Genomic DNA, 19076 nt, shown 5'->3' with positions numbered 1-19076 from the left:
GGATCAATGTAGAATCTGACTGAGGAACAGCTTGGTCCGCTCGTGCTGCGGATTGTCGAAGAACTCGGCTGGCGCATTTTCTTCGACGATCTGCCCCTGATCCATAAAGATCACGCGGTTCGCGACCTGACGCGCAAAGCCCATTTCATGTGTCACACAGATCATTGTCATGCCTTCATCGGCAAGGCTGACCATGGTATCAAGTACTTCCTTGACCATTTCCGGATCAAGCGCCGAAGTCGGTTCGTCAAACAGCATCACTTTCGGGCTCATGCAAAGCGCACGCGCAATCGCCACACGCTGCTGCTGACCGCCTGAAAGCTGCCCCGGATACTTGTTGGCCTGTTCCGGGATTTTCACGCGCGCCAAATAATGCATGGCCACTTCTTCAGCCTGCTTCTTTGGCATTTTACGCACCCAGATCGGCGCAAGCGTGCAGTTTTCCAGAATAGTCAGATGCGGGAAGAGATTAAAGTGCTGGAACACCATACCGACTTCACGGCGCACTTCATCGATCTTCTTGAGGTCATTGGTAAGTTCAATACCGTCAACGATGATCTGGCCTTTCTGGTGTTCTTCCAGACGATTGACGCAACGGATCATGGTTGATTTGCCTGAACCCGATGGGCCGGCCACAACGATGCGTTCGCCACGCATAACCTTCAGGTTGATGTCACGCAGCACGTGGAACTCACCATACCACTTGTGCATGTTCTTGATCTCGATCGCCACTTCGGTCTTGGAGACTTCCGGTTTTGGGCGATCAATTTGAATTTGAGGAGCGGTGTTTGTCATCATATCACCCGTGAGCAATCATGACATGACGCACTGTGGTATAGTCCTCAAGCGCATAGATGGACATGTCTTTGCCATAGCCCGACTGTTTCAAGCCACCATGCGGCATTTCATTGGTCAGCATGAAATGCGTGTTTATCCATGTGCAGCCGTATTGCAGATGGGCCGCAGCCTTCAGACCCTTGCTAATGTCCCGTGTCCACACCGATGATGCCAGGCCATAATCACTGTCATTGGCCCATGATATGGCCTGATCTTCTTCGCTAAAGCGCGTGACAGAGACAACTGGGCCAAAAACTTCGCGTCGAACGATCTCGTCTTCCTGCAATGCTCCGGCAACTACGGTCGGTTCAAAGAAGAAGCCCTTGTCACCCGATGGATTGCCACCTGCGGTTATCTCGATATGTGTATTTTCTCGCGCGCGCGCCACGAAACTCTCAACCCGGTCACGCTGCCGGCGCGATATAAGAGGCCCCATTTCATTGCGCGCATCATCTTCCAGATTGAAACGAATGCTGGAAACAGCCCCTGATAAGTCGGCAACAAGGCGATCATAAATACGCGCGTCGGCATAGATACGGCAGGCAGCGGTGCAGTCTTGTCCGGCATTGTAGAATCCGAATGTTTTGATACCTGCAACGACCGCATCAATGTCGGCATCCGCCATCACGATGACCGGTGCTTTACCACCCAGTTCGAGATGAGTCCGCTTCACCGATTTTGCAGCAGCCTGCAAAACCTTCTTCCCCGTTGCAACATCGCCTGTGATCGAAACCATGTTAATCGACGGATGATTGATCAGCGCGTTACCGACAGTTTCGCCGCGCCCAAGAACGACGTTCACAACGCCCGAAGGCAGAATCTCTGCCATGACCTTCGCCATCTTCAATGCGGTCAAAGGCGTCTGTTCCGATGGTTTGAAAACGACTGTGTTACCACCAGCAATCGCAGGCGCGAGCTTCCATGCCATCATCATCAACGGATAGTTCCACGGCGCAATTGACCCAACGATCCCAACTGGATCTCGGCGGATCATAGATGTGTGGCCGGGGATATATTCAGCGGCAAGTGGGCCCTGCATATTGCGGACAGCGCCCGCAAAATAACGATAGCAATCAATAATCGCCGGCATCTCGTCATTGAGAACCGCATGATACGGCTTGCCACAATTCAGAGCCTCGAGTGCCGCAAAGCCTTCTGCATCTTTTTCAACGGCATCGGCGATTTTCAGCAAATAGCTAGAGCGCTCCGCAGGTGTTGTCCGTGACCATGATCGAAATGCTTTTTCAGCCGCTTCAACAGCCTTATCGACCTGACCCAATGAAGCTTCAGGCAAGTTCAAAACGACATCACCCGTTTTTGGATTGAGAACAAGTTCTTCATTCTCTGTTCCCAGCTCAAACTGGGAGCCGATAAGCATTTCAGAATTCATTACAGTCTCCGGCAGAAATTACGTCTGCTTTCGTTGCTTATTCATGACGAAGGATCGTTGAGGCTACGAAATGCAAAACAGATGTTGGGCTCGATACAAAACCGCGCAGAATACAGCTGCTTCATCTGTTAAAAGCGAAGCATGAAGTCAGAAAAGGTTTTGGAGTTATCGAAAAGCGCGCCTGAACAGCAATTGAGACACTTGGTTGCAACTCACAAAGCCAGCTGAGCCGCACGTAGAAAACATGGTCGCATTCTTCTCTCCATTTGGCCGTTTTCGGCTTTTCGTTCCTTGAAGAGGACGTTATCCGAATGGAGAACATTCGCAAATTCATTTATTAGAATGGAGGTATCGGTTTTTCCGATTGGTTTGACCGATCAGTAACTCACAAAATTCATTGTTTCTAAATTATAATTTGGAAACAATGGCTTGATTAAGGACACTTTTTCTTAAAGCGGTTTTAACGCTGCCTACCAGACCGTGCAGCTTCTGCAATTCCGATGAAATCACGAGCTGACTGTGGGAGGCTCGAGCCTTTTCGCCAGACCATGCCTATCTGGACAATTGGCAAAGTGCCCGACACGTCCCGGCTTTCAATTCGATCTCCTTCGAGCGACCAGGGACGATAGACAAGATCAGGAAGAAGCGCGACGCCAGCGCCTGTCGCCACAAGGCTACGTACCGCTTCAACAGAACGGGTCCTGAACGCCACATGCGGTCTCGCGCCGAGTGCAGCAAGAAGCTTTCCAGTATTTTCCTCGATTTCATCGACCGTGAGCATAATCAACGGCTCTTTGGCCACATCATCGATTGAAATTCCATCGACGGAAATAAGCGAATGCCCTAGAGGCAGCCAAAGCCGGTAAGGCGACGTTTCGAGAATTTCGGCATGAAGTGCCATACGGTCGCGCAAGCTGGAAATCACCACTACCGCCACATCAAGTTCGCCACCGATCAGCAGATGCTCCAGATAAGAGCCGTTATCTTCAATGGCACTGACCTCCACATCAGGGAATGCCCGTCGGTAGCGAGCCAAAAGATCGGACAGCACATAACCCGCAACAAGCGAGGTAACGCCAATATTCAGTGTTCGCTTTTCCGTCACCTGCTTACTTAAAATCGAACGTCTCGCATCCGAAACATCGGCCAAGATTTTCGTCGCATGACGCATAAATTGATGGCCGCTATGGGTAACAATCAGCCCACGCGGATGCCGCTCGAACAATGTCACATTCAGATCGGCTTCAAGCTCTTTGATTGCCTCAGTGATAGACGATTGCGAGATCGATAGAGTGTGCGCTGCACGCGTAACTGAACCCTGCTCGGCGCATGCAATAAAATAGCGTAATTGTCTGAGGGTGAACATTAACGGTTAGACCGACATTCCAAAACAGAACCACATTCAGCAAACTGGCATTTCATTTTTACTATTAATACCAAATGGGCAAAGTTCAAACGCCATCTGGAAAATTCGCGATAAACGAGTCCAAGAATATTTCAAGTTAAAATCAAGCTGTTGGCGTAAGACGCTTGCTTCGATCGGTCTTATTCTTTGATGGAGTTATCAGTACTGGCACCCAGATTGTAAGGGGCGGTGGCTGCGCTCAACGTCTGCTCTCCCGCACCACTCTGATCAGGGCAGCGCCTAAACCCTGTCGGGAACAATCGTTGCGCAGAGATGAGAATCCGGGCCGGATGGCATTGCTGGCAGTTTGAGTACCGACGATCATTTCGCCACCGCAATAACCTCACCGCCTGCCGTTATCGTCAGTGGCTCGTCGATAACGGGGCTAAGACGCGAAAGGGACAGCCGCCAAACCTGCGGTCTTCTTTGCTCATCTCTATCACTGGTGGTCTTGCTGCCAGTGAAGGCAGGGAAGCAGTGGACACGCCCTGGAAGGCTTTCAAAGAACGCTTTTGGCTCCCCGCGCTCCACAAGAACAGTTAAGATGCAGGACGTCTCGTCTTGTCCGCTACTGCGAACAATGCAGCTGGTGGTGCCATTAAACAGTATCTGTCCTATGTTACCTAAGCTTCAAACAAGTCGTGAATAGTACGCAGGCAAATCTGATAGCAAACGAGGTCAAAGTTTGCCTTCCTCTCACGATCAGAGATGTGCGCTTCGTTCATCTCACCGATGCCGGCAATCAACCGCACCTGCATTAATGTTGACATTTCGCCGGGAGAAGGCAGTGAATATCCAAGCAAGAGGCCTTTTTCTGCCGCCTGATATTCCATCTGCAACGATTTTTTCGAACAAATCTGCTTGATTTGAGCGCTCCAATACGAGTGAAGCGCGCTCGATAACAGAGTCCGGTTCCCAGCAATCACACCATTTGCGAAAGCATCAATCTTTGCATTGTGGCCAGCCCTGCTCCACCTGATATCCAGATGAGAAACGCACGATTTATTGAAGTGCTTACCGGCAACGCCGTCGCGAAGGCGCTGCCGGTAAGTGGCTATCGTCGGATCGGGGCGTCCCACAGCACCTTGTCAAGCGTAATTGGCAGGTCACGAACCCGGACGCCTGTCGCATTATAAACTGCGTTCGCAACGGCCGCGCCTACACCGGTAATACCGATTTCACCAATGCCGCGTGCACCCATCGGCGCGTGCGGATCGGGTGAATTGGAATAGAGGATATCGATCTTCGGAACATCCATCTGAACCGGCACATGATACTCGGCAAGCGAAGCGTTCACGACACGACCGGTGCGCTCGTCGAAATTGGTTTCCTCCGTAAGTGCCAAACCAATCCCCATGACGATACCGCCCTTAAACTGGCTGGTCGCCATCTTAGCATTGAGGATCTGGCCAGCATCGAAGGAGCCGAGAAAACGCGACACGCGGATTTCTCCCGTGAGCGCGCTGACCCTGACCTCACAGAACTGTGCGCCATAGGAATGCATGGAGAAGGCCTCCATTTCAACAGGTGCCGGTGCGTCGGCCTGACAGACCAGTTCATCACGGCCAGCGCGGGCGAGAATGGACTGATAGCTCTCGAAGCGATCAGGATCGCCGCGATGGCCAAGGCCGAAATCCCTTGGTTCGACCTCGTCAAGCGAAAGCCCCGCGAGTGGTGAATCGTTGCCGGCAAGCTTGATCAGTTCCTCAACGAAAACCTCACTTGCAGCGATCACCGCGCCGCCGATTGATGCGGTCTGGGTCGAACCGCCGGCGATCACGCCACGCGGCAGGCTGCTGTCGCCATATTCAAAGGTGACCTTTTCAAAGGAAACGCCGAGACGGGCGGCGATATGCTGTACCTGAGCCGTCGCGGTTCCCATGCCCATGTCGTGCACGGCGGTTGAGACGGTGATGTGACCATCCGAGGTCAGCCGGATCCTGGCAGCGCCACCGGGAAAGCGATGGTACGGATAGGTCGCGGTGGCGCAGCCCATACCGACCAGCCATTCGCCCTCGCGTTTCTGTCGCGGCTTCCGGTTGCGGTCCTTCCAGCCAAATTGATCCGCCCCCGCCTCATAGGCTTCGATCAGGTAGCGCGACGAAAATGGCTTGCCGGTGGTTGGATCTTTTTCCGGCTCGATACGGCGACGCAACTCGATCGGATCGAGATCCAACTGCTCCGCCAGTTCATCCAGCGCACATTCGAGCGCGAATGTGCCAACGGACTCACCAGGGGCCCGCATAAAAGTGTTGGCGAGCATGTCCATGTCGGCAACATCCTGCGCCAATTTGAAGTTTTTTGCGGCATAAAGATGCCGCGCCGGGAAGGTGAATTGTTCCGGACAGGAATTGTGCAGTGTCATGGCCGCCGTGCCGGTATGGATGAGCGCATCCAGCGTACCATCCGCACGTGCCCCGAGTGCCACCCGCTGTTCGGTCACCGTGCGACCGCCAACGATGCGGAACACGCCTTCGCGCGACAGCATGATCCGCACCGGTCGCTCGGCCAGTCTGGAGGCCGCAATGGCAAGGATCTGATGATCCCAAAGGCACTTTCCGCCAAAACCACCACCGACATAAGGCGAGGTTACACGCACCTTGCCGGGCTCCAAACCAAAGATATCGCCAAGCTGCCCGGCGGTCAGGTCGAGCAACTGGCTGGCATCGTGCACGCGCAGTTCGTCACCATTCCAGGCCACCGTTGCCGCATGCAGCTCGATGGCATTGTGGTTGTGACGCGGCGTCCGGTAGGTAAGGTCAACCTTGACCTCGGCATTGGCGAGCGCCGTTTCGGCATCGCCGATTTCCAGCACGGGTGGCTGGCCTAGCAGTGTTTCCAGTTGCCGAGGCGTCTTCTTCGCCTCCTCGAACACCGTCACGGCCGGTAGGCTGGCATAGTTCACCTTGATCAGGGAAGCGGCGTAATCCGCCTGTTCCTGTGTTTCGGCCAGAACGAGCGCGATCGGCTGGCCGTTCCAGTGGATCTCGTCATTCTGCATCACCGGCAGGTCATTGGCACCGGCAGCCGTCGGCGACGACATCATCAGCGACGGCGACTTCATGCGCGGCGCATTGTGATAGGTCATGACGAGGATAACGCCCGCCGCCGCTTCCGCCGCCGCCACGTTCAGCTCGGTGATTTTTCCGCGCGCGATACTGCTGAATGCGAGTGCCGCATAACTAATGTGTTCATACGGAAACTCAGCGGCAAAACGCGCCCTGCCCTGCACTTTCAAGGGACCATCGATACGCGAGACGGGTTGCCCGAGGGCGCCATGTTTGCGCAGTATGGGGTCGGGCGTCACAGCCGGCTGCCAGCGGCCCGGCTTGTTGGTATCGGCTTCAGTTTGGGCGCTCATGGGTTCGATCCCTTCAATTCGTCGAGCACAGCGACAAATGTGCGTTTCGCCAGCTCAATCTTGAATGCATTTTCACTGAGGGCGACGGCATCGGCGAGTTCGGCGTCTGCTGCAGCACGGAAGCTTTCCACACTCGCCATCTGCCCTTTCAGTGCGGCTTCCGCCTTCACTGCTCGCCATGGCTTATGGGCGACACCGCCAAGCGCAAGACGCACATCACGCACGATGCCAGCATCGTCGATATCGACAGCGGCCGCGACCGATATGAGCGCGAAGGCGTAACTGGCGCGGTCGCGAACCTTTCGATAGGTCGAGCGACGAGCAAAACCGAGCGGTGGTATTTCGATCGCGGTGATCAGATCATCCGGCTGCAGTTCCGTTTCGACCTCTGGCCGATCGCCCGGCAGGCGATGCAGATCTGTCAGCGGCATGCTGCGGGTGCCGGTCGGCCCCTGCACGTGAACCACCGCATCGAGCGCGACCAAAGCCACGCACATGTCCGACGGGTGGGTGGCGACGCAGGCATCGGAGGCACCCAGAATTGCATGGTAGCGATTGAATCCTTCAAGCGCGTCGCATCCCGCCTGCGGCTGGCGTTTGTTGCAGTGCGCCGCGTTATCATAAAAATACCGACAGCGAGTGCGCTGGAGGATATTGCCGCCAACCGTTGCAACATTGCGGATCTGCGCGCTGGCGCCCGCCAGAATGGAACGCGACAGCAGCGGGAAATAAGACCGTACCGCAGGATGAGCGGCCAGCGCCGTGTTCCTGGCCGCAGCACCGATTAGTATGCTGCCGTCCGAACGTTGTTCGATCTCGGAGGGCAGATGCGTGATATCGACCAGTGTTTCCGGCTGCTCGACGGTCTCGCGCATCAGGTCGACAAGATTGGTGCCGCCACCGAGATATTTTGCAAATGGACTGGCCTTCTTCAGGGCGATGGCGGAAGCGGCATCCGACGCCTGCTGGTAGGAAAAAATGTTCATGCCCGTACCCTTTCCTCGGTCGGAGCTGCCGTCTGGTGGGCCAGTGTTTCGGAAATCGCCTCGACGATGCCGTTGTAAGCCCCGCATCGACAGAGATTGCCGCTCATGCGTTCGCGAATTTCGCGCTCGTCGATCGGAATATCAGTGGCGGTGAGATCATCGGTCACGACGCTCGGGATGTTGCGTTTGATTTCATCGGCCATCCCGATGGCGGAACAAAGTTGGCCCGGCGTGCAATATCCGCATTGAAAACCATCATGTTCGATGAAGGCCTGCTGAAGCGGATGCAGATTGCCATTATCGGCAAGCCCTTCGACTGTCGTGATGCTGCGGCCCTGATATTGAACCGCCAGCGCCAGACAGGCGTTGATGCGTTCTCCATCCACCAGCACCGTGCAGGCGCCGCACGCACCTTGATCGCACCCTTTCTTGGTTCCGGTAAAGCCAAGATAGTTGCGCATGAGATCAAGCAACGATGTACGGATATCCGCCTCGACCTCGATCGCTTCTCCATTGATGATAAAATGCATAAGGACATCTCCTTTGGCGCAAAAGCATTGGCGATGATTGATCGCAGTGACGAAACGAATGTCGACGGCTGGATGATCCCCTTGAGAGGATTTTTTGTCCCTGAGGACGGTGGTCCCGACGCATAAGCCGCGCCGGTTGTGTTCTCAGCCTGCAAAAAGCGCGGCCTGACGACAGGCGGCAATATCGGCAATCACTGAAAGCGCCAGTGACTGGACATCACGGGCCCGGTCGAACAAGCCAATCGGAGCCTTGATCCGGTCGATGACTACTTGCGAATGCCCAAGATCTCTGAGACGCTGCATCCTTTTTTTATGGGTCCGACTGCTGCCCAGGGCGCCCAGATAAAACGGGTGGGCATGCAGAGCCGCATCAAGAACAGGTATTTCAAGCTCCAGATCGTGCTGCAGAAGTGCCACCGCCGTATCAGCATCAATCAGCGCCTCGACCGGGGCCTGTCCGGTCGCTGCGTCATAATGGAGAACTTCATAACCCGCTGCACGCGCCAGCTTGGCGGTTATCTCGACTTCCAACGTTCGGCCAGTAAGAAGGATCCTTACAGCGGGGGAGTAAGAGGTGAGGAACGTTTCATTATTCCAGCCGGCATTGGCCCTTCCGGAAACGAATGAAAGCGATTGCTTGCTCGGACTGTAAGACAGACCGGTCTTGCGACGACATTGCAGACCTTCAATCGCCTTCCGAATAGGCCGAACATCCCGCAATATGTGAACTGCGACGGTGACCCCGCCCCCACAGGGCAAAACGATGTCAAAGAATGGTGACCCTTCGCCCAGCATGACGAACCGGTCATACCCTTTCGCGATTGCCTGCAGTGCTTCAGCAGCGACAGCCGCCTCGGTACAACCACCCGACACATATCCGCAATAAAGCCCGTCATCGGCGACAGCCATATGCGCGCCCAGTGGCCGTGAGGAGCCGCCACGAATTTCCACCAGCGTACAAAGCGCCACCTGTCGACCTGCCTCCACAGCATGGACCGCAAAACCCAGGACTTCGACTGCGGAATCGGTCGAAAAGGCCTTGGCCGGCACCGGCAATAGCCCGGCGACCGCCGCACTGGTCGCATCCGGCTCGAAATTTTTCGCCAGGCCAGGGAACTTGCTTCGATACTGGTTGTTATCAAGGCTTGGATGCGACGACACCGTCATAACTTGCTCCTGCAGATCGCAGTGATTAGTAATTCGAAAATCGAGACCGCCTGATATGAGCGACCGAAACGAATTGGCTTTGCGGGCAACTACTCCGCGGTTTTTGGGCATGACATCCACCCCTTTGATAGATTAGAAGTTGGATGGCACTCCACATAAGCGGAGGCGCCTCCGTTTAAACATAGTGGCTGGCGAGTTTTCGTCAAGCCCTGTTTTGGGTTGGAGTTTTGGTGGCCAAGGAACAGACTTCGGAACCGCAGAAGCTGCCGCGGTTACGCGCAGATGCGCTGCGTAATCGCTTGAAGCTGATCGAAGTTGCAGCGGGCGCTTTCGCCGAACGCGGCGCGGACGCTTCACTTGAAGCGATCGCCCGGCAGGCCGGGGTCGGAATCGGAACACTCTATCGGCATTTTCCGACCCGCGAGCATCTCGTGGAAGCGGTCTATCGACGCGAACTTGAATTGCTCGCCACCGCCGCTACCGAGCTCCTGGCAGAAAAGGCGCCCGATATAGCGCTCGAGGAATGGATGCATCGTTTTGTCAGCTACATGGCCGCTAAACGCGGCATGGCGAGCAGTCTGAAACTGCTGTTCACATCAAACGCCGCCCTTTTCACGGAGGGTTCGACACTTATGAACGCCACATTCGACAAGCTTCTGCGAACGGCGGTCCAAGCGGGCACGATAAAAAACGACATCGGAACGTCTGATGTTCTTTACACGCTGTTCGGCATCTACTCGATCCCGGACACGCCCGATTGGCGGGAACGGGCGCACAGGATCGTTCGTCTGATCATGGACGGACTGCGTATTCGGTCGGAAACCGGATGATCAGAGCGGGTTGGTGGAGAAGGGATGGGAGAGAGCGTTGCAATGACCAACAAACAGGAGCTTACCCATCAATCCGCTAAGCCAGACATTTCGGTGGCGATCATCATCCTTGCCGCTGGTCGTTCGAGCCGGATGTTGCCCGACGCAGGTCACAAACTGCTTTCGACATTCGATGGCGTTCCATTGGTGAGGCGAATGGCCTTGCGGGCCATTGAAAGCAAGGCACTCGGCATCTATGCGGTCACCGGTTTCAGGCATATGCAGATCGAGGACTGTCTTGTCGGCCTCGACATGAGGATCGCCTTCAACCCGGCCTTTGCTTCCGGCATGTCAAGTTCGCTGAGCGCGGGTTTGAACATTCCCGGAGTGACCGACCATGACGGCGTGCTGATCCTTCTTGCGGACATGCCGTCCATTACCACGCGCAATCTGGACCAGCTCATCGACGCTTTCGCAGCATCAAAGGGGCGCTCGATCGTCCGAGCAGCACATGGACGCGCCACTGGTAATCCGGTGGTTCTCCCTCAGGCGCTTTACGCACAGGCACGGGAACTGCAGGGTGATCGCGGCGCGAGGACATTGATTGAGAACTGTGATTTGGACATCATCGACGTCGATATCGGTGAGGCGGCCATTGTCGACGTCGATACACAGAGCGACCTTCAGAGGCTGGGTGGTGTTCCCAGTGCACTATAAAAGGCATATGTCCGTTGGTTTCGAGCCAATCCACGACCCGGTGCGTCTGTTTATTCATCGCGTCGTAAGCCCACGATATCAAAGACTAGCCTGACACCTTGAGGCGATAAAGTCCTGCTCTTTTGCGGATATCATTTGATACCCGCGCGCATGAAGCTCTGCACGAACTGACGCTGGAACAAAAGAAATCCGATGAGCAAAGGAGCCGAAGTCATCAGTGCCGCAGCTGAGATGATACTCCACTGCACTCCCTGATCTGGAGAGGAAAACACCTGTAGCCCAACTGTCAGCGGACGGGTGGAGACGGAGTTAGTAATCACCAGGGGCCAGAGCAGATTGTTCCAGTGGTAACTGACTGATACCAGGCCGTAGGCTACGTAGATTGGTTTCGCCAAAGGCACATAGACCTTGAGAAGCGTGGTGAGCGCACCCGCCCCTTCGACACGCGCTGCATCATCAAGTTCTTTCGGCACAGTGAGGAAAGTCTGACGCAGCAGGAAAATGCCGAAGGCGGAGGCCATATAGGGCAGCCCCATCGCAACAACGGTATCCACCAACCCCAATTTGGCAATGGTCCGGTAATTTTCCACAAGCAACACTTCAGGCATGATCATCAGCTGCACCAATACCAGCATGAAGACGATTGTTTTGCCGCGAAATTCATAGCGAGCAAATGCATAGGCTGCCAGCGTACAGATAATGAACTGGCTGATCAGAATTGTCGTGATGAGCAGGAATGTATTGAGGAAGTAACGTCCGAAGGGCGCGGCATTCCATGCATTGCTGAAATTATCCAGCGTCAGCGGCGCAAGAAGATCAAAACGTGCCTCATATTGCGGTGGATGAAATGCCATCCAGACGGCATAAAGTAACGGCATGATCCACAGCAATCCCAACAGATAGCAGCCGATGGTTTCAAGAGCCCGCCAGAACGAAGCCTCGCGCGGCTGATGGGGTAATGTCATTGCACTCATTTGTAGTGAACCTTGCGATCAAGAACCCCGAACTGGACAAAAGCGATAACAGCAAGCGCCAGCAACAGCACAACTGTCAAAGCCGATGCGTAGGCTGTATCCCAGAAGCGGAATGCGACATTGTAAACATAGTAGAGCAACAAAGTGCTGGCATTGTCAGGGCCGCCACGGGTCATAACAATCACATGATCGATCAGGCGGAACGCATTGATCACCGCATTGATGAGCACAAACAATGTCGTTGGCATCAGAAGCGGGAATGTGACACGGCGAAAAAAGTACCACCGCCCAGTGCCTTCAAGCGCTGCGGCTTCAGACAGGCTTGGACTGATCTGCTGTAATGCTGCCAGATAGAAGATCATGAAGAACCCGGCTTCCTTCCAGATGGCAAGCACCATCAGGCTACCAAGAACAGTATCGGGGTTACCGAGCCAGTTCGTTTCGTGGAAACCGAACACTCCAAGAAATTGATCAATCAAGCCATAGCCCGGCGTGTAGAAAAACAGCCAGATATTGGCAACGGCAATCATCGGCAGGACGGTGGGCATGAAGAAAGACATGCGCATAAGCGAACGACCGCGAATAGACGAGTTTACGATTATCGCCATCAACATAGCCAATGCAATGGATGCGGGCACGGTACCAAGCGCGTAAATTGCGTTATTCTTGAGGGCCGCCCAAAACACCGGGTCATTGATCATAGTCGTATAATGATCAACCCCGACAAAACGGGCCGGGCGTTTGCCGCGCGGCGTCTGGTAGAAACTGTTGATGAACGTCATCACGGCTGGAATATGCGTAAACACCGCCAGCAAGACAGTGGCCGGCAGCAGCAGAAGCCATGGTGTTATCTGGTTTTTCGCCTGGTTCACGCGACTTCTCCAGTCTTCTTGCGGTGATGCGAACGGGCTTTGCCTGCATACAACGCATTGTCATTCTTCAATGAGCGAGAGCTGCGCATGTAGTTGCAAAGCGAAGCTCTCACGTCGACAGTTTTACTGGTAGGGCTTAAGGATTCGCTCAGCCTCGGCCTGCGCATCGTCGAGAGCCTGGTTAACGCTCTTGTTGCCCGTCAGCGAGGCCTCGATCGCATCGTCAATGACCCGGGCGACCCGCTGATTTTCATAGGTTGAAAGTTCGGGCACCATGTAAGGAATCTGGTCGTGCGGCACCTTTGCGCCAGGGAACTCCTCAACATATTTCTTCATGGCATCCGTTTGCCATGCATCGTCGCGGGCCGCGATATATCCGGTCTTGATGCTCCACTCGGCAGCCTGATCAGCAGAGGACAGCCATTTCACGAACTGGAATGCTGCTTCCTGTTTTGCCTTGTCATCAACATTGAAAATGTACGCATTGCCACCACTTGTCGGCGCGCCATAGGCCTTGTTCTTTGGCAGAATCTGCACACCAAACGGGAACGGCGCATTGTTTTTCACATTGGTAAGATTACCGCTCGTGGTTGTGATCATCGCAGCGCGACCTTCAAAAAAGTCCTTCGGATTGGTCGCCCATTCAATCACGCCGGGCTTCATCACCTTATGCTTATGAGCCAGATCCACCCAGTATTGCATTGCCTCAACAACTTCAGGTGCGTTGAAGTAGGTTGTTTTCCCATCTGGCTCGGCAATTTTGCCACCATTCTGTGCAACATAACCCTGCAGTAGCCAATATGATGTCAGCGATGATGGGACCTGCATGCCCCAGCGCGCGATGCTGCCGTCAGATGAGCGCTTTGTGAGTTTCGTTGCGAAATCGACAACTTCTTTCCAATCCTGTGGGCCTTTTTCCGGGTCTAAGCCAATTTCCCTGAAGGCTTCCTTGTTCCAGAAAAATACTGTTGTGCCGCGCTGAAATGGCACGCCCCATGTTTTGTCGTCACTTTTGCTGTTAACCATGAAGACCGGTGTGAATCCGGCCAGCCACGACTTGTCATCATCGCTCTTCACAAAATCGTCATAGGGGACGATCGCATCCTCATCTATTAGCGTGAACATGTCCGTGGAGAGCATGACCGCGACCTCAGGCGCCTGACCGGATTTGAAAGCGGTCAGGGATTTACTCAATGTTTCTGGATAGGTGCCGGAGTAAATCGGCTTCACCTTGATGTCGGGATGCTGTCCTTCAAAACGGGTGATCAGATCCTCGACGATTTTGGTCACCGGACCACCGATAGCGACCGGGTAATAGAAGCTGATCTCGACAGGTTCGGCCTGAGCGATGCCCCAACCACCCGCCACCGACAGCAACGCAGATGTGGCCAACAGCGTTACAGATCGTTTTACATCTATATTCATTGTTCTCTCCTCCCAAGGGATGATCGTTCCCCGATCATTTTCTGGTTAAACGGCTAATGCTGTCCGCTCGACGCGATTTCCCTCCGCCTCATCAAACACATGGACAGCAGATGGTGCCCAGGTCAGACCAACGGTATCGCCCCGATTAAGACGACGGATACCTTCAATACGCACTTGCAACGATTGATCGCCGACCCGACATTCAAGAATGCTATCTGCTCCGTGATATTCGATGGCTTCAATAGAGGCTTTCACGCCCCCCTCCTCCGCCACACGGATTTCCTCGGGCCGCAATCCCAACACGAGCCCCTTCGCCGGATCGCGCAAAACCGCCGGTCCATCTGCCGCGCCACTGATCGCCGCCTTGCCGTCATAGTCGGCAATACGGATAATGTTCATTGGCGGCGTCCCGATAAAACGGGCGACGAAGGTGGTCGCAGGCTCTAGATAGAGAGCGGAAGGTTTAGCCTTCTGTTCAATCTTTCCGTCCTTCATCAGGATGACTTGATCGGCCAGGCTCATGGCCTCAATCTGATCATGGGTCACGTAAACCATTGTCATGCCGAGTTGCTGCTGCAAGTTACGGATTTCTTTGCGCATATCGTGGCGCAACTGCGCATCAAGATTGGAAAGTGGCTCGTCCATCAAACAAACAGAGGCTTCCGCGACGATAGCGCGCCCCAAGGCAACACGCTGTTGCTGCCCCCCAGAGAGCTGCGACGGTCGCCGATTTAGCAGATGAGATAAACCCAGAATATCCGCAGCACGCTTCAGCCGCTGATCGCGCTCACCGGCCGACACTCTGCGGACGCGAAGTCCAAAAATGATGTTCTCTGCAACACTCAGATGGGGAAATAGTGCGTATGACTGAAAGACCATCGCGAGCCCGCGCTTGGCGGGGGGCGCATTCGTGACGTCGTTGCCCCCGATGATAATCTGACCAGAGCTGACAGAATCGAGCCCGGCGATCAGTCTCAAAGATGTAGATTTGCCGCAACCAGAAGGGCCAAGCAGCACTGTCAGCGTGCCGGGCTCCACGGTGAAGTTGACGTCATTGACCGCGTGGAATGTCGCCCACTTCTTGTTGAGACTGACGATCTCAATTCCCGACATGCGGGTCCCCTCTCAATGCTTCTATCTGCCTTTGGATCGATATCAGGCAGCTCCTGACTGGTACCGCTTTAAAACAAAGCTAGGAAACCGGTCTCCTCCGGTAAAAAATTATTGAACTTTTTATTCTTAGTCAATACTTTTGTACGAAACGGACTTCTTCTACCAAGACTCATTCCTTATGGGAGCAAACATGGCCAGTTTCAGCATATTGCAGATTTCAGATACGCATCTTTCGCCGCGAACCGAGCATTTCCGCGAGAATAATCGCCTACTAGCCGAGCCGCTCGCGGAATCAGACCATGATTTCATCATCCACACCGGTGACGTCACCTTGGACGGAATCCGGTATGACGAGGATTACGCCTTATGCCGGGATTTCTTCAAGGAATCTGGCAAAACCATCCACTTTCTTGCCGGCAATCATGACGTCGGCGACAATCCAAAGCTGTCAAAGCCGGAGAGTGAGAACGGCAGCTCCATCAATGCCGCGCGTTATGCCCGATTTGCAGAATTTTTCGGTGCCGACCACTGGGTTATCGACCAGGAAAAATGGCGTATAATCGGCATAAGCTCCATGTTGATCGGCTCCGGACTACCACAGGAAGCGGAACAGTATGACTGGATCGATGAGCAGATTGCATCATCAGGTGACCGCTACCTTGCCGTATTCTCACATCAGCCGATTTACATCGACAACATGGACAGCACCGAGCTGACTTATTGGACTGTCGATCCAAAGGGTTGGGGCCGACTTGGGGGGCTGATAAATCATCCGACACTGCGGCTGATTGCGAGTGGCCACTTGCATCAGCAGCGTTCATCCAAGCGCGGCAATGTGCATCTTGAATGGTGTTCATCCATAGCGTTTACAACGACGGAAGAGCTTGTCCCAGAAATGGGCGGAACCCGCGAAGTCGGTTATATGGAACATCATTTTTTTGATGAGGGTCGCGTTGAAAGCAAGGTCCTGAAGCACCAAGGCTTTGCCAATGACCATCTCGAGGACATGATCAAGGAAGTCTATCCGTTGATTGGCGGGTAGTTTTCGGCAAAAAAGCGACCGCTTCCAGCCCCCCGGCGGCCTTTGCTATCGGGGGGATTGCCTGGCCCTCACAAACCCTCAGGTCTGTGCGCCGTAACCGATGCCGGCACCTTCGAGTGACCAAACCAGTTCGGATTGGTTACACTGGCTTTTCCCGCATCAATCAGGGCATTCTCATCGTTGCCGTTGGAGGTGTAATCACGATCCGCCAAAGGCTGTATGCGAACGGAATTTTCCGTTTCTTCAAACAGGTTTACGTATTTCAGGTTCTTATCACGGCCGATCTCAGCCGTTGCCAATGCGGCTGGCAGCTTGCGCGGCAGATTGACGTTCAGCCAGTGACCGTCATGCGCCCAGTCATTTCTGGTCTCCCAGAAATTGCGAATATGGCTGGCAAGCCATGCCAATGCTTCCGCGTCGAACCCCTCGCAATCGCGTGGCGCGGAGAAAGCAACTGAGGCTATCCCGTTCAGCGCGCCCTCACGTGCGACTGCCATCGTCCCCGAATATGAGACATCCTCGGCGACATTCCGCCCGGCATTGATACCCGACAAAACGAGATCTGGCATTTGTTGATCACGGAACACCCAATGGATCGCCGCTATCACACAATCCACCGGCGTTCCCGTGCAGGCGTAACGCCTATTTGCGCGCTTGGTGACCGAAAAACCACTCGTCAGCGACACACAGTGTCCGTTTGCGCTACGGTTTCCATCCGGCGCGATGATCCAAACATCGTCACTCAACAGAAGCGCGGCTTTTTCGAGCACCGCGATGCCGGGAGCCTCAATACCATCGTCGTTTGAAATCAGAATTCGCATTTCCCACCTCTTGAAACTCCTCTCCCAGCAGGAGAGTCTCCACCGTTTATGTGGAAACATATGATTTATGTGTACATTCTTTGCAAGAATAATATATTTGTTCATTTCGTATTCAGATCACTTCTTGACGTGAAGGTCATTATCACTTCATTATCGCTCACAGATGAGAACATGAGCATTCTCGGAAGGAAGACGTAAAAGGTAGGATAATGGCTCGCAGCACTAAGCCGAAAACCAAGTTTCAGGCAGATCAGGACGAGCTGAAGCTCAGGGCTGCGTGGCTCTATTATATTGAAGGACTGACTCAGGAGCAGGTTGCCCAAAATCTTGACATCAGCCGGATCAAAGCTTTTCGGCTCTTGGCCGCCACGAGAGATGAAGGCATTGTCCAGATTTCTCTGAACTCGCATGCCGAACCATTAATCCGTTTGCAACGTGCACTGGAAAAACATCTGGGGCTGTTCGAAGCTATTGTCGTGCCGTCTTCAGATCAGTCTGAAGCCAGCATCTCTGCAGTCATCGGCCACGCCACCGGGCGTTACCTTTCTGATCGCTTGCAGGATGGGTTAACAATTGGCGTCGGCTGGGGCGCGACGCTGCAGGCCTGTATGAGCCATCTTAAATGGCGTGAAATTGGCGGGCTGTCTGTTATCTCGCTGCTCGGGGGGCTGACACATTCCATGGCAGACAATCCCTCTGCCGTCGCATGGCGGCTGGCTGAGTTTTATAAGACGGAACTTTTTCAGATCACTGCGCCCGTTTTTGTGCCAAGTGTGGCACTGGCGAAAGAATTGTGGGAGATCCAGGATTTGAAGGCGCTGAAAGGCAAAGTGTCCGACATTGACCTCGCGGTTTTGAGTGTAGCGGACGTCAGCAAACAAGCATCTATTTTCCGTCGTGGTTTGCTGACGACGCAAGACGCCGAGAACCTGCAGGCAGCAGGCGCAGTTGGCGATGTGCTGTGCCAGTTCGTTAATGAAGCAGGCGAAATTGTCGATCATCCGATTAACGAACGCGCCATGGCCATCAACCCAACGGAACTGCGCAAAGTGCCGAAGGTGATTATATCGGCAGGCGGTATTCGCAAAGCAAAAGTCATCCGCGCTAGTATCATGACTACGCACGCTCAAGTGCTGATAACCGACGAAGTCACCGCACAGGAATTACTGACATTGAAAAGCCTGACCTGATTGTCGAGAGCAGTGGATTAGACGGTCGGTATCGTGACTTTTGTGTGGGAGCTGATCGCTCCAATTAAGCCCCGAAATATGGGGCGAAGTGGCGATAGCGCGAAGATGTCACTCAGTTAGAGCGTTGTGATAGGCGATGCGGATCGACTTTTTCTGACTACTCCGTGTGACCGCAAAAGGAGAGCGTTGACATCGGGATCTAGAAGCAATCCTGGGGGAGGTGCGGCTCCTCAAGCGTTTAAGTTAATAGACTTCTTCGCCGCCGTTCCCGCTTCTTTTCAAAGACAGCAGCTTGAACCGCGCCCTGGACAACCATTCTTGGGATTGCCAGTCAAGCTGACAGCCAGCTACCGTCACCAATAGCAATATGGCCCTCGCCTTAAAGGAAATTGAACCGCGATCCGTCAATTACGTGAACAGAACTACATCATCCTGGA

The 19076-nt window shown here is 54.1% G+C and carries 18 protein-coding genes; 5 read left to right on the top strand and 13 right to left on the bottom strand.

The window, feature by feature from the left end; genetic code table 11:
- Positions 1-3: 3 nt before the first annotated feature.
- The 7 genes from QBD00_RS15840 to QBD00_RS15810 all read right to left on the bottom strand — a co-directional run bounded on the left by QBD00_RS15840 (position 4) and on the right by QBD00_RS15810 (position 8509).
- On the bottom strand, positions 4-795 hold the full coding sequence (locus QBD00_RS15840) for an amino acid ABC transporter ATP-binding protein (protein ID WP_151093931.1): 792 nt from the start codon (positions 793-795) through the stop codon (positions 4-6).
- A gap of 4 nt (positions 796-799) precedes the next feature.
- Positions 800-2227, bottom strand: a complete 1428-nt coding sequence (locus QBD00_RS15835; protein ID WP_318580012.1) for a gamma-aminobutyraldehyde dehydrogenase — start codon at positions 2225-2227, stop codon at positions 800-802.
- Between the two features lie 460 nt (positions 2228-2687).
- A complete protein-coding gene (locus tag QBD00_RS15830; RefSeq protein ID WP_318580011.1) occupies positions 2688-3593 on the bottom strand; it encodes a LysR family transcriptional regulator in 906 nt (301 codons plus the stop codon).
- 662 nt (positions 3594-4255) lie between these two features.
- Positions 4256-4711 (bottom strand): hypothetical protein, encoded by a 456-nt coding sequence (locus QBD00_RS15825; protein WP_318580010.1) that lies wholly within the window; start codon positions 4709-4711, stop codon positions 4256-4258.
- Positions 4687-6993, bottom strand: a complete 2307-nt coding sequence (locus tag QBD00_RS15820) for a xanthine dehydrogenase family protein molybdopterin-binding subunit (protein WP_318580009.1) — start codon at positions 6991-6993, stop codon at positions 4687-4689. Before QBD00_RS15820 ends, QBD00_RS15825 begins: the two co-directional genes overlap by 25 nt.
- Positions 6990-7979: an FAD binding domain-containing protein gene (locus tag QBD00_RS15815; RefSeq protein ID WP_151093941.1), complete on the bottom strand. Its 990-nt coding sequence runs from the start codon at positions 7977-7979 to the stop codon at positions 6990-6992. Before QBD00_RS15815 ends, QBD00_RS15820 begins: the two co-directional genes overlap by 4 nt.
- On the bottom strand, positions 7976-8509 hold the full coding sequence (locus QBD00_RS15810) for a 2Fe-2S iron-sulfur cluster-binding protein (RefSeq protein WP_151093943.1): 534 nt from the start codon (positions 8507-8509) through the stop codon (positions 7976-7978). The genes QBD00_RS15815 and QBD00_RS15810 overlap by 4 nt, the downstream gene beginning before the upstream one ends.
- Between QBD00_RS15810 and QBD00_RS15805 the strand changes: the two genes are divergently transcribed.
- Positions 8504-8635 (top strand): hypothetical protein, encoded by a 132-nt coding sequence (locus tag QBD00_RS15805; RefSeq protein ID WP_268967531.1) that lies wholly within the window; start codon positions 8504-8506, stop codon positions 8633-8635. The two genes, QBD00_RS15810 and QBD00_RS15805, sit on opposite strands and share 6 nt — an antisense overlap.
- Positions 8636-8653: 18 nt before the next feature.
- Here QBD00_RS15805 and QBD00_RS15800 read toward each other — a convergent pair whose 3' ends face one another.
- Positions 8654-9676 carry an XdhC family protein gene (locus tag QBD00_RS15800; protein ID WP_151093945.1) on the bottom strand — a complete coding sequence of 341 codons (1023 nt, stop codon included), beginning with the start codon at positions 9674-9676 and terminating at the stop codon, positions 8654-8656.
- Between the two features lie 227 nt (positions 9677-9903).
- On the opposite strand from QBD00_RS15800, the gene QBD00_RS15795 reads away from it, so the two are divergent.
- Together QBD00_RS15795 and QBD00_RS15790 are read left to right on the top strand one after the other, a co-directional pair.
- Positions 9904-10506: a TetR/AcrR family transcriptional regulator gene (locus tag QBD00_RS15795; protein WP_191907287.1), complete on the top strand. Its 603-nt coding sequence runs from the start codon at positions 9904-9906 to the stop codon at positions 10504-10506.
- A 42-nt stretch (positions 10507-10548) separates the two neighbouring features.
- On the top strand, positions 10549-11202 hold the full coding sequence (locus QBD00_RS15790; protein ID WP_151093949.1) for an NTP transferase domain-containing protein: 654 nt from the start codon (positions 10549-10551) through the stop codon (positions 11200-11202).
- Positions 11203-11333: 131 nt separating this feature from the next.
- Here the strand turns inward: QBD00_RS15790 and QBD00_RS15785 are convergent, their stop codons facing one another.
- The 4 genes from QBD00_RS15785 to QBD00_RS15770 form a co-directional block, all read right to left on the bottom strand.
- Entirely contained in the window at positions 11334-12176 is an 843-nt protein-coding gene (locus QBD00_RS15785) for a carbohydrate ABC transporter permease (RefSeq protein WP_134157736.1), read from the bottom strand.
- On the bottom strand, positions 12173-13048 hold the full coding sequence (locus QBD00_RS15780; RefSeq protein WP_134157735.1) for a carbohydrate ABC transporter permease: 876 nt from the start codon (positions 13046-13048) through the stop codon (positions 12173-12175). The genes QBD00_RS15785 and QBD00_RS15780 overlap by 4 nt, the downstream gene beginning before the upstream one ends.
- A gap of 123 nt (positions 13049-13171) precedes the next feature.
- A complete protein-coding gene (locus QBD00_RS15775; RefSeq protein ID WP_151093951.1) occupies positions 13172-14473 on the bottom strand; it encodes an ABC transporter substrate-binding protein in 1302 nt (433 codons plus the stop codon).
- 45 nt (positions 14474-14518) lie between these two features.
- Positions 14519-15586 (bottom strand): ABC transporter ATP-binding protein, encoded by a 1068-nt coding sequence (locus QBD00_RS15770; RefSeq protein WP_151093953.1) that lies wholly within the window; start codon positions 15584-15586, stop codon positions 14519-14521.
- A 190-nt stretch (positions 15587-15776) separates the two neighbouring features.
- Here QBD00_RS15770 and QBD00_RS15765 point away from each other — a divergent pair, with 190 nt between their 5' ends.
- On the top strand, positions 15777-16628 hold the full coding sequence (locus QBD00_RS15765) for a metallophosphoesterase family protein (protein WP_151093955.1): 852 nt from the start codon (positions 15777-15779) through the stop codon (positions 16626-16628).
- A 68-nt stretch (positions 16629-16696) separates the two neighbouring features.
- On the opposite strand, the gene QBD00_RS15760 is transcribed toward QBD00_RS15765, so the two are convergent.
- The gene (locus QBD00_RS15760; RefSeq protein ID WP_151093957.1) at positions 16697-17449 is read right to left on the bottom strand and encodes a 5'/3'-nucleotidase SurE; all 753 of its coding nucleotides are present in this window, start codon (positions 17447-17449) and stop codon (positions 16697-16699) included.
- A gap of 209 nt (positions 17450-17658) precedes the next feature.
- Here QBD00_RS15760 and QBD00_RS15755 point away from each other — a divergent pair, with 209 nt between their 5' ends.
- On the top strand, positions 17659-18639 hold the full coding sequence (locus QBD00_RS15755) for a sugar-binding transcriptional regulator (protein WP_235901879.1): 981 nt from the start codon (positions 17659-17661) through the stop codon (positions 18637-18639).
- Positions 18640-19076 lie beyond the last annotated feature (437 nt).

Source organism: Ochrobactrum sp. AN78, from assembly GCF_029909885.1.
Classification (GTDB): domain Bacteria; phylum Pseudomonadota; class Alphaproteobacteria; order Rhizobiales; family Rhizobiaceae; genus Brucella; species Brucella quorumnocens.
The sequence above is the reverse complement of the archived record's forward strand: the minus strand, read 5'-3'. Positions and strand labels throughout refer to the sequence as shown.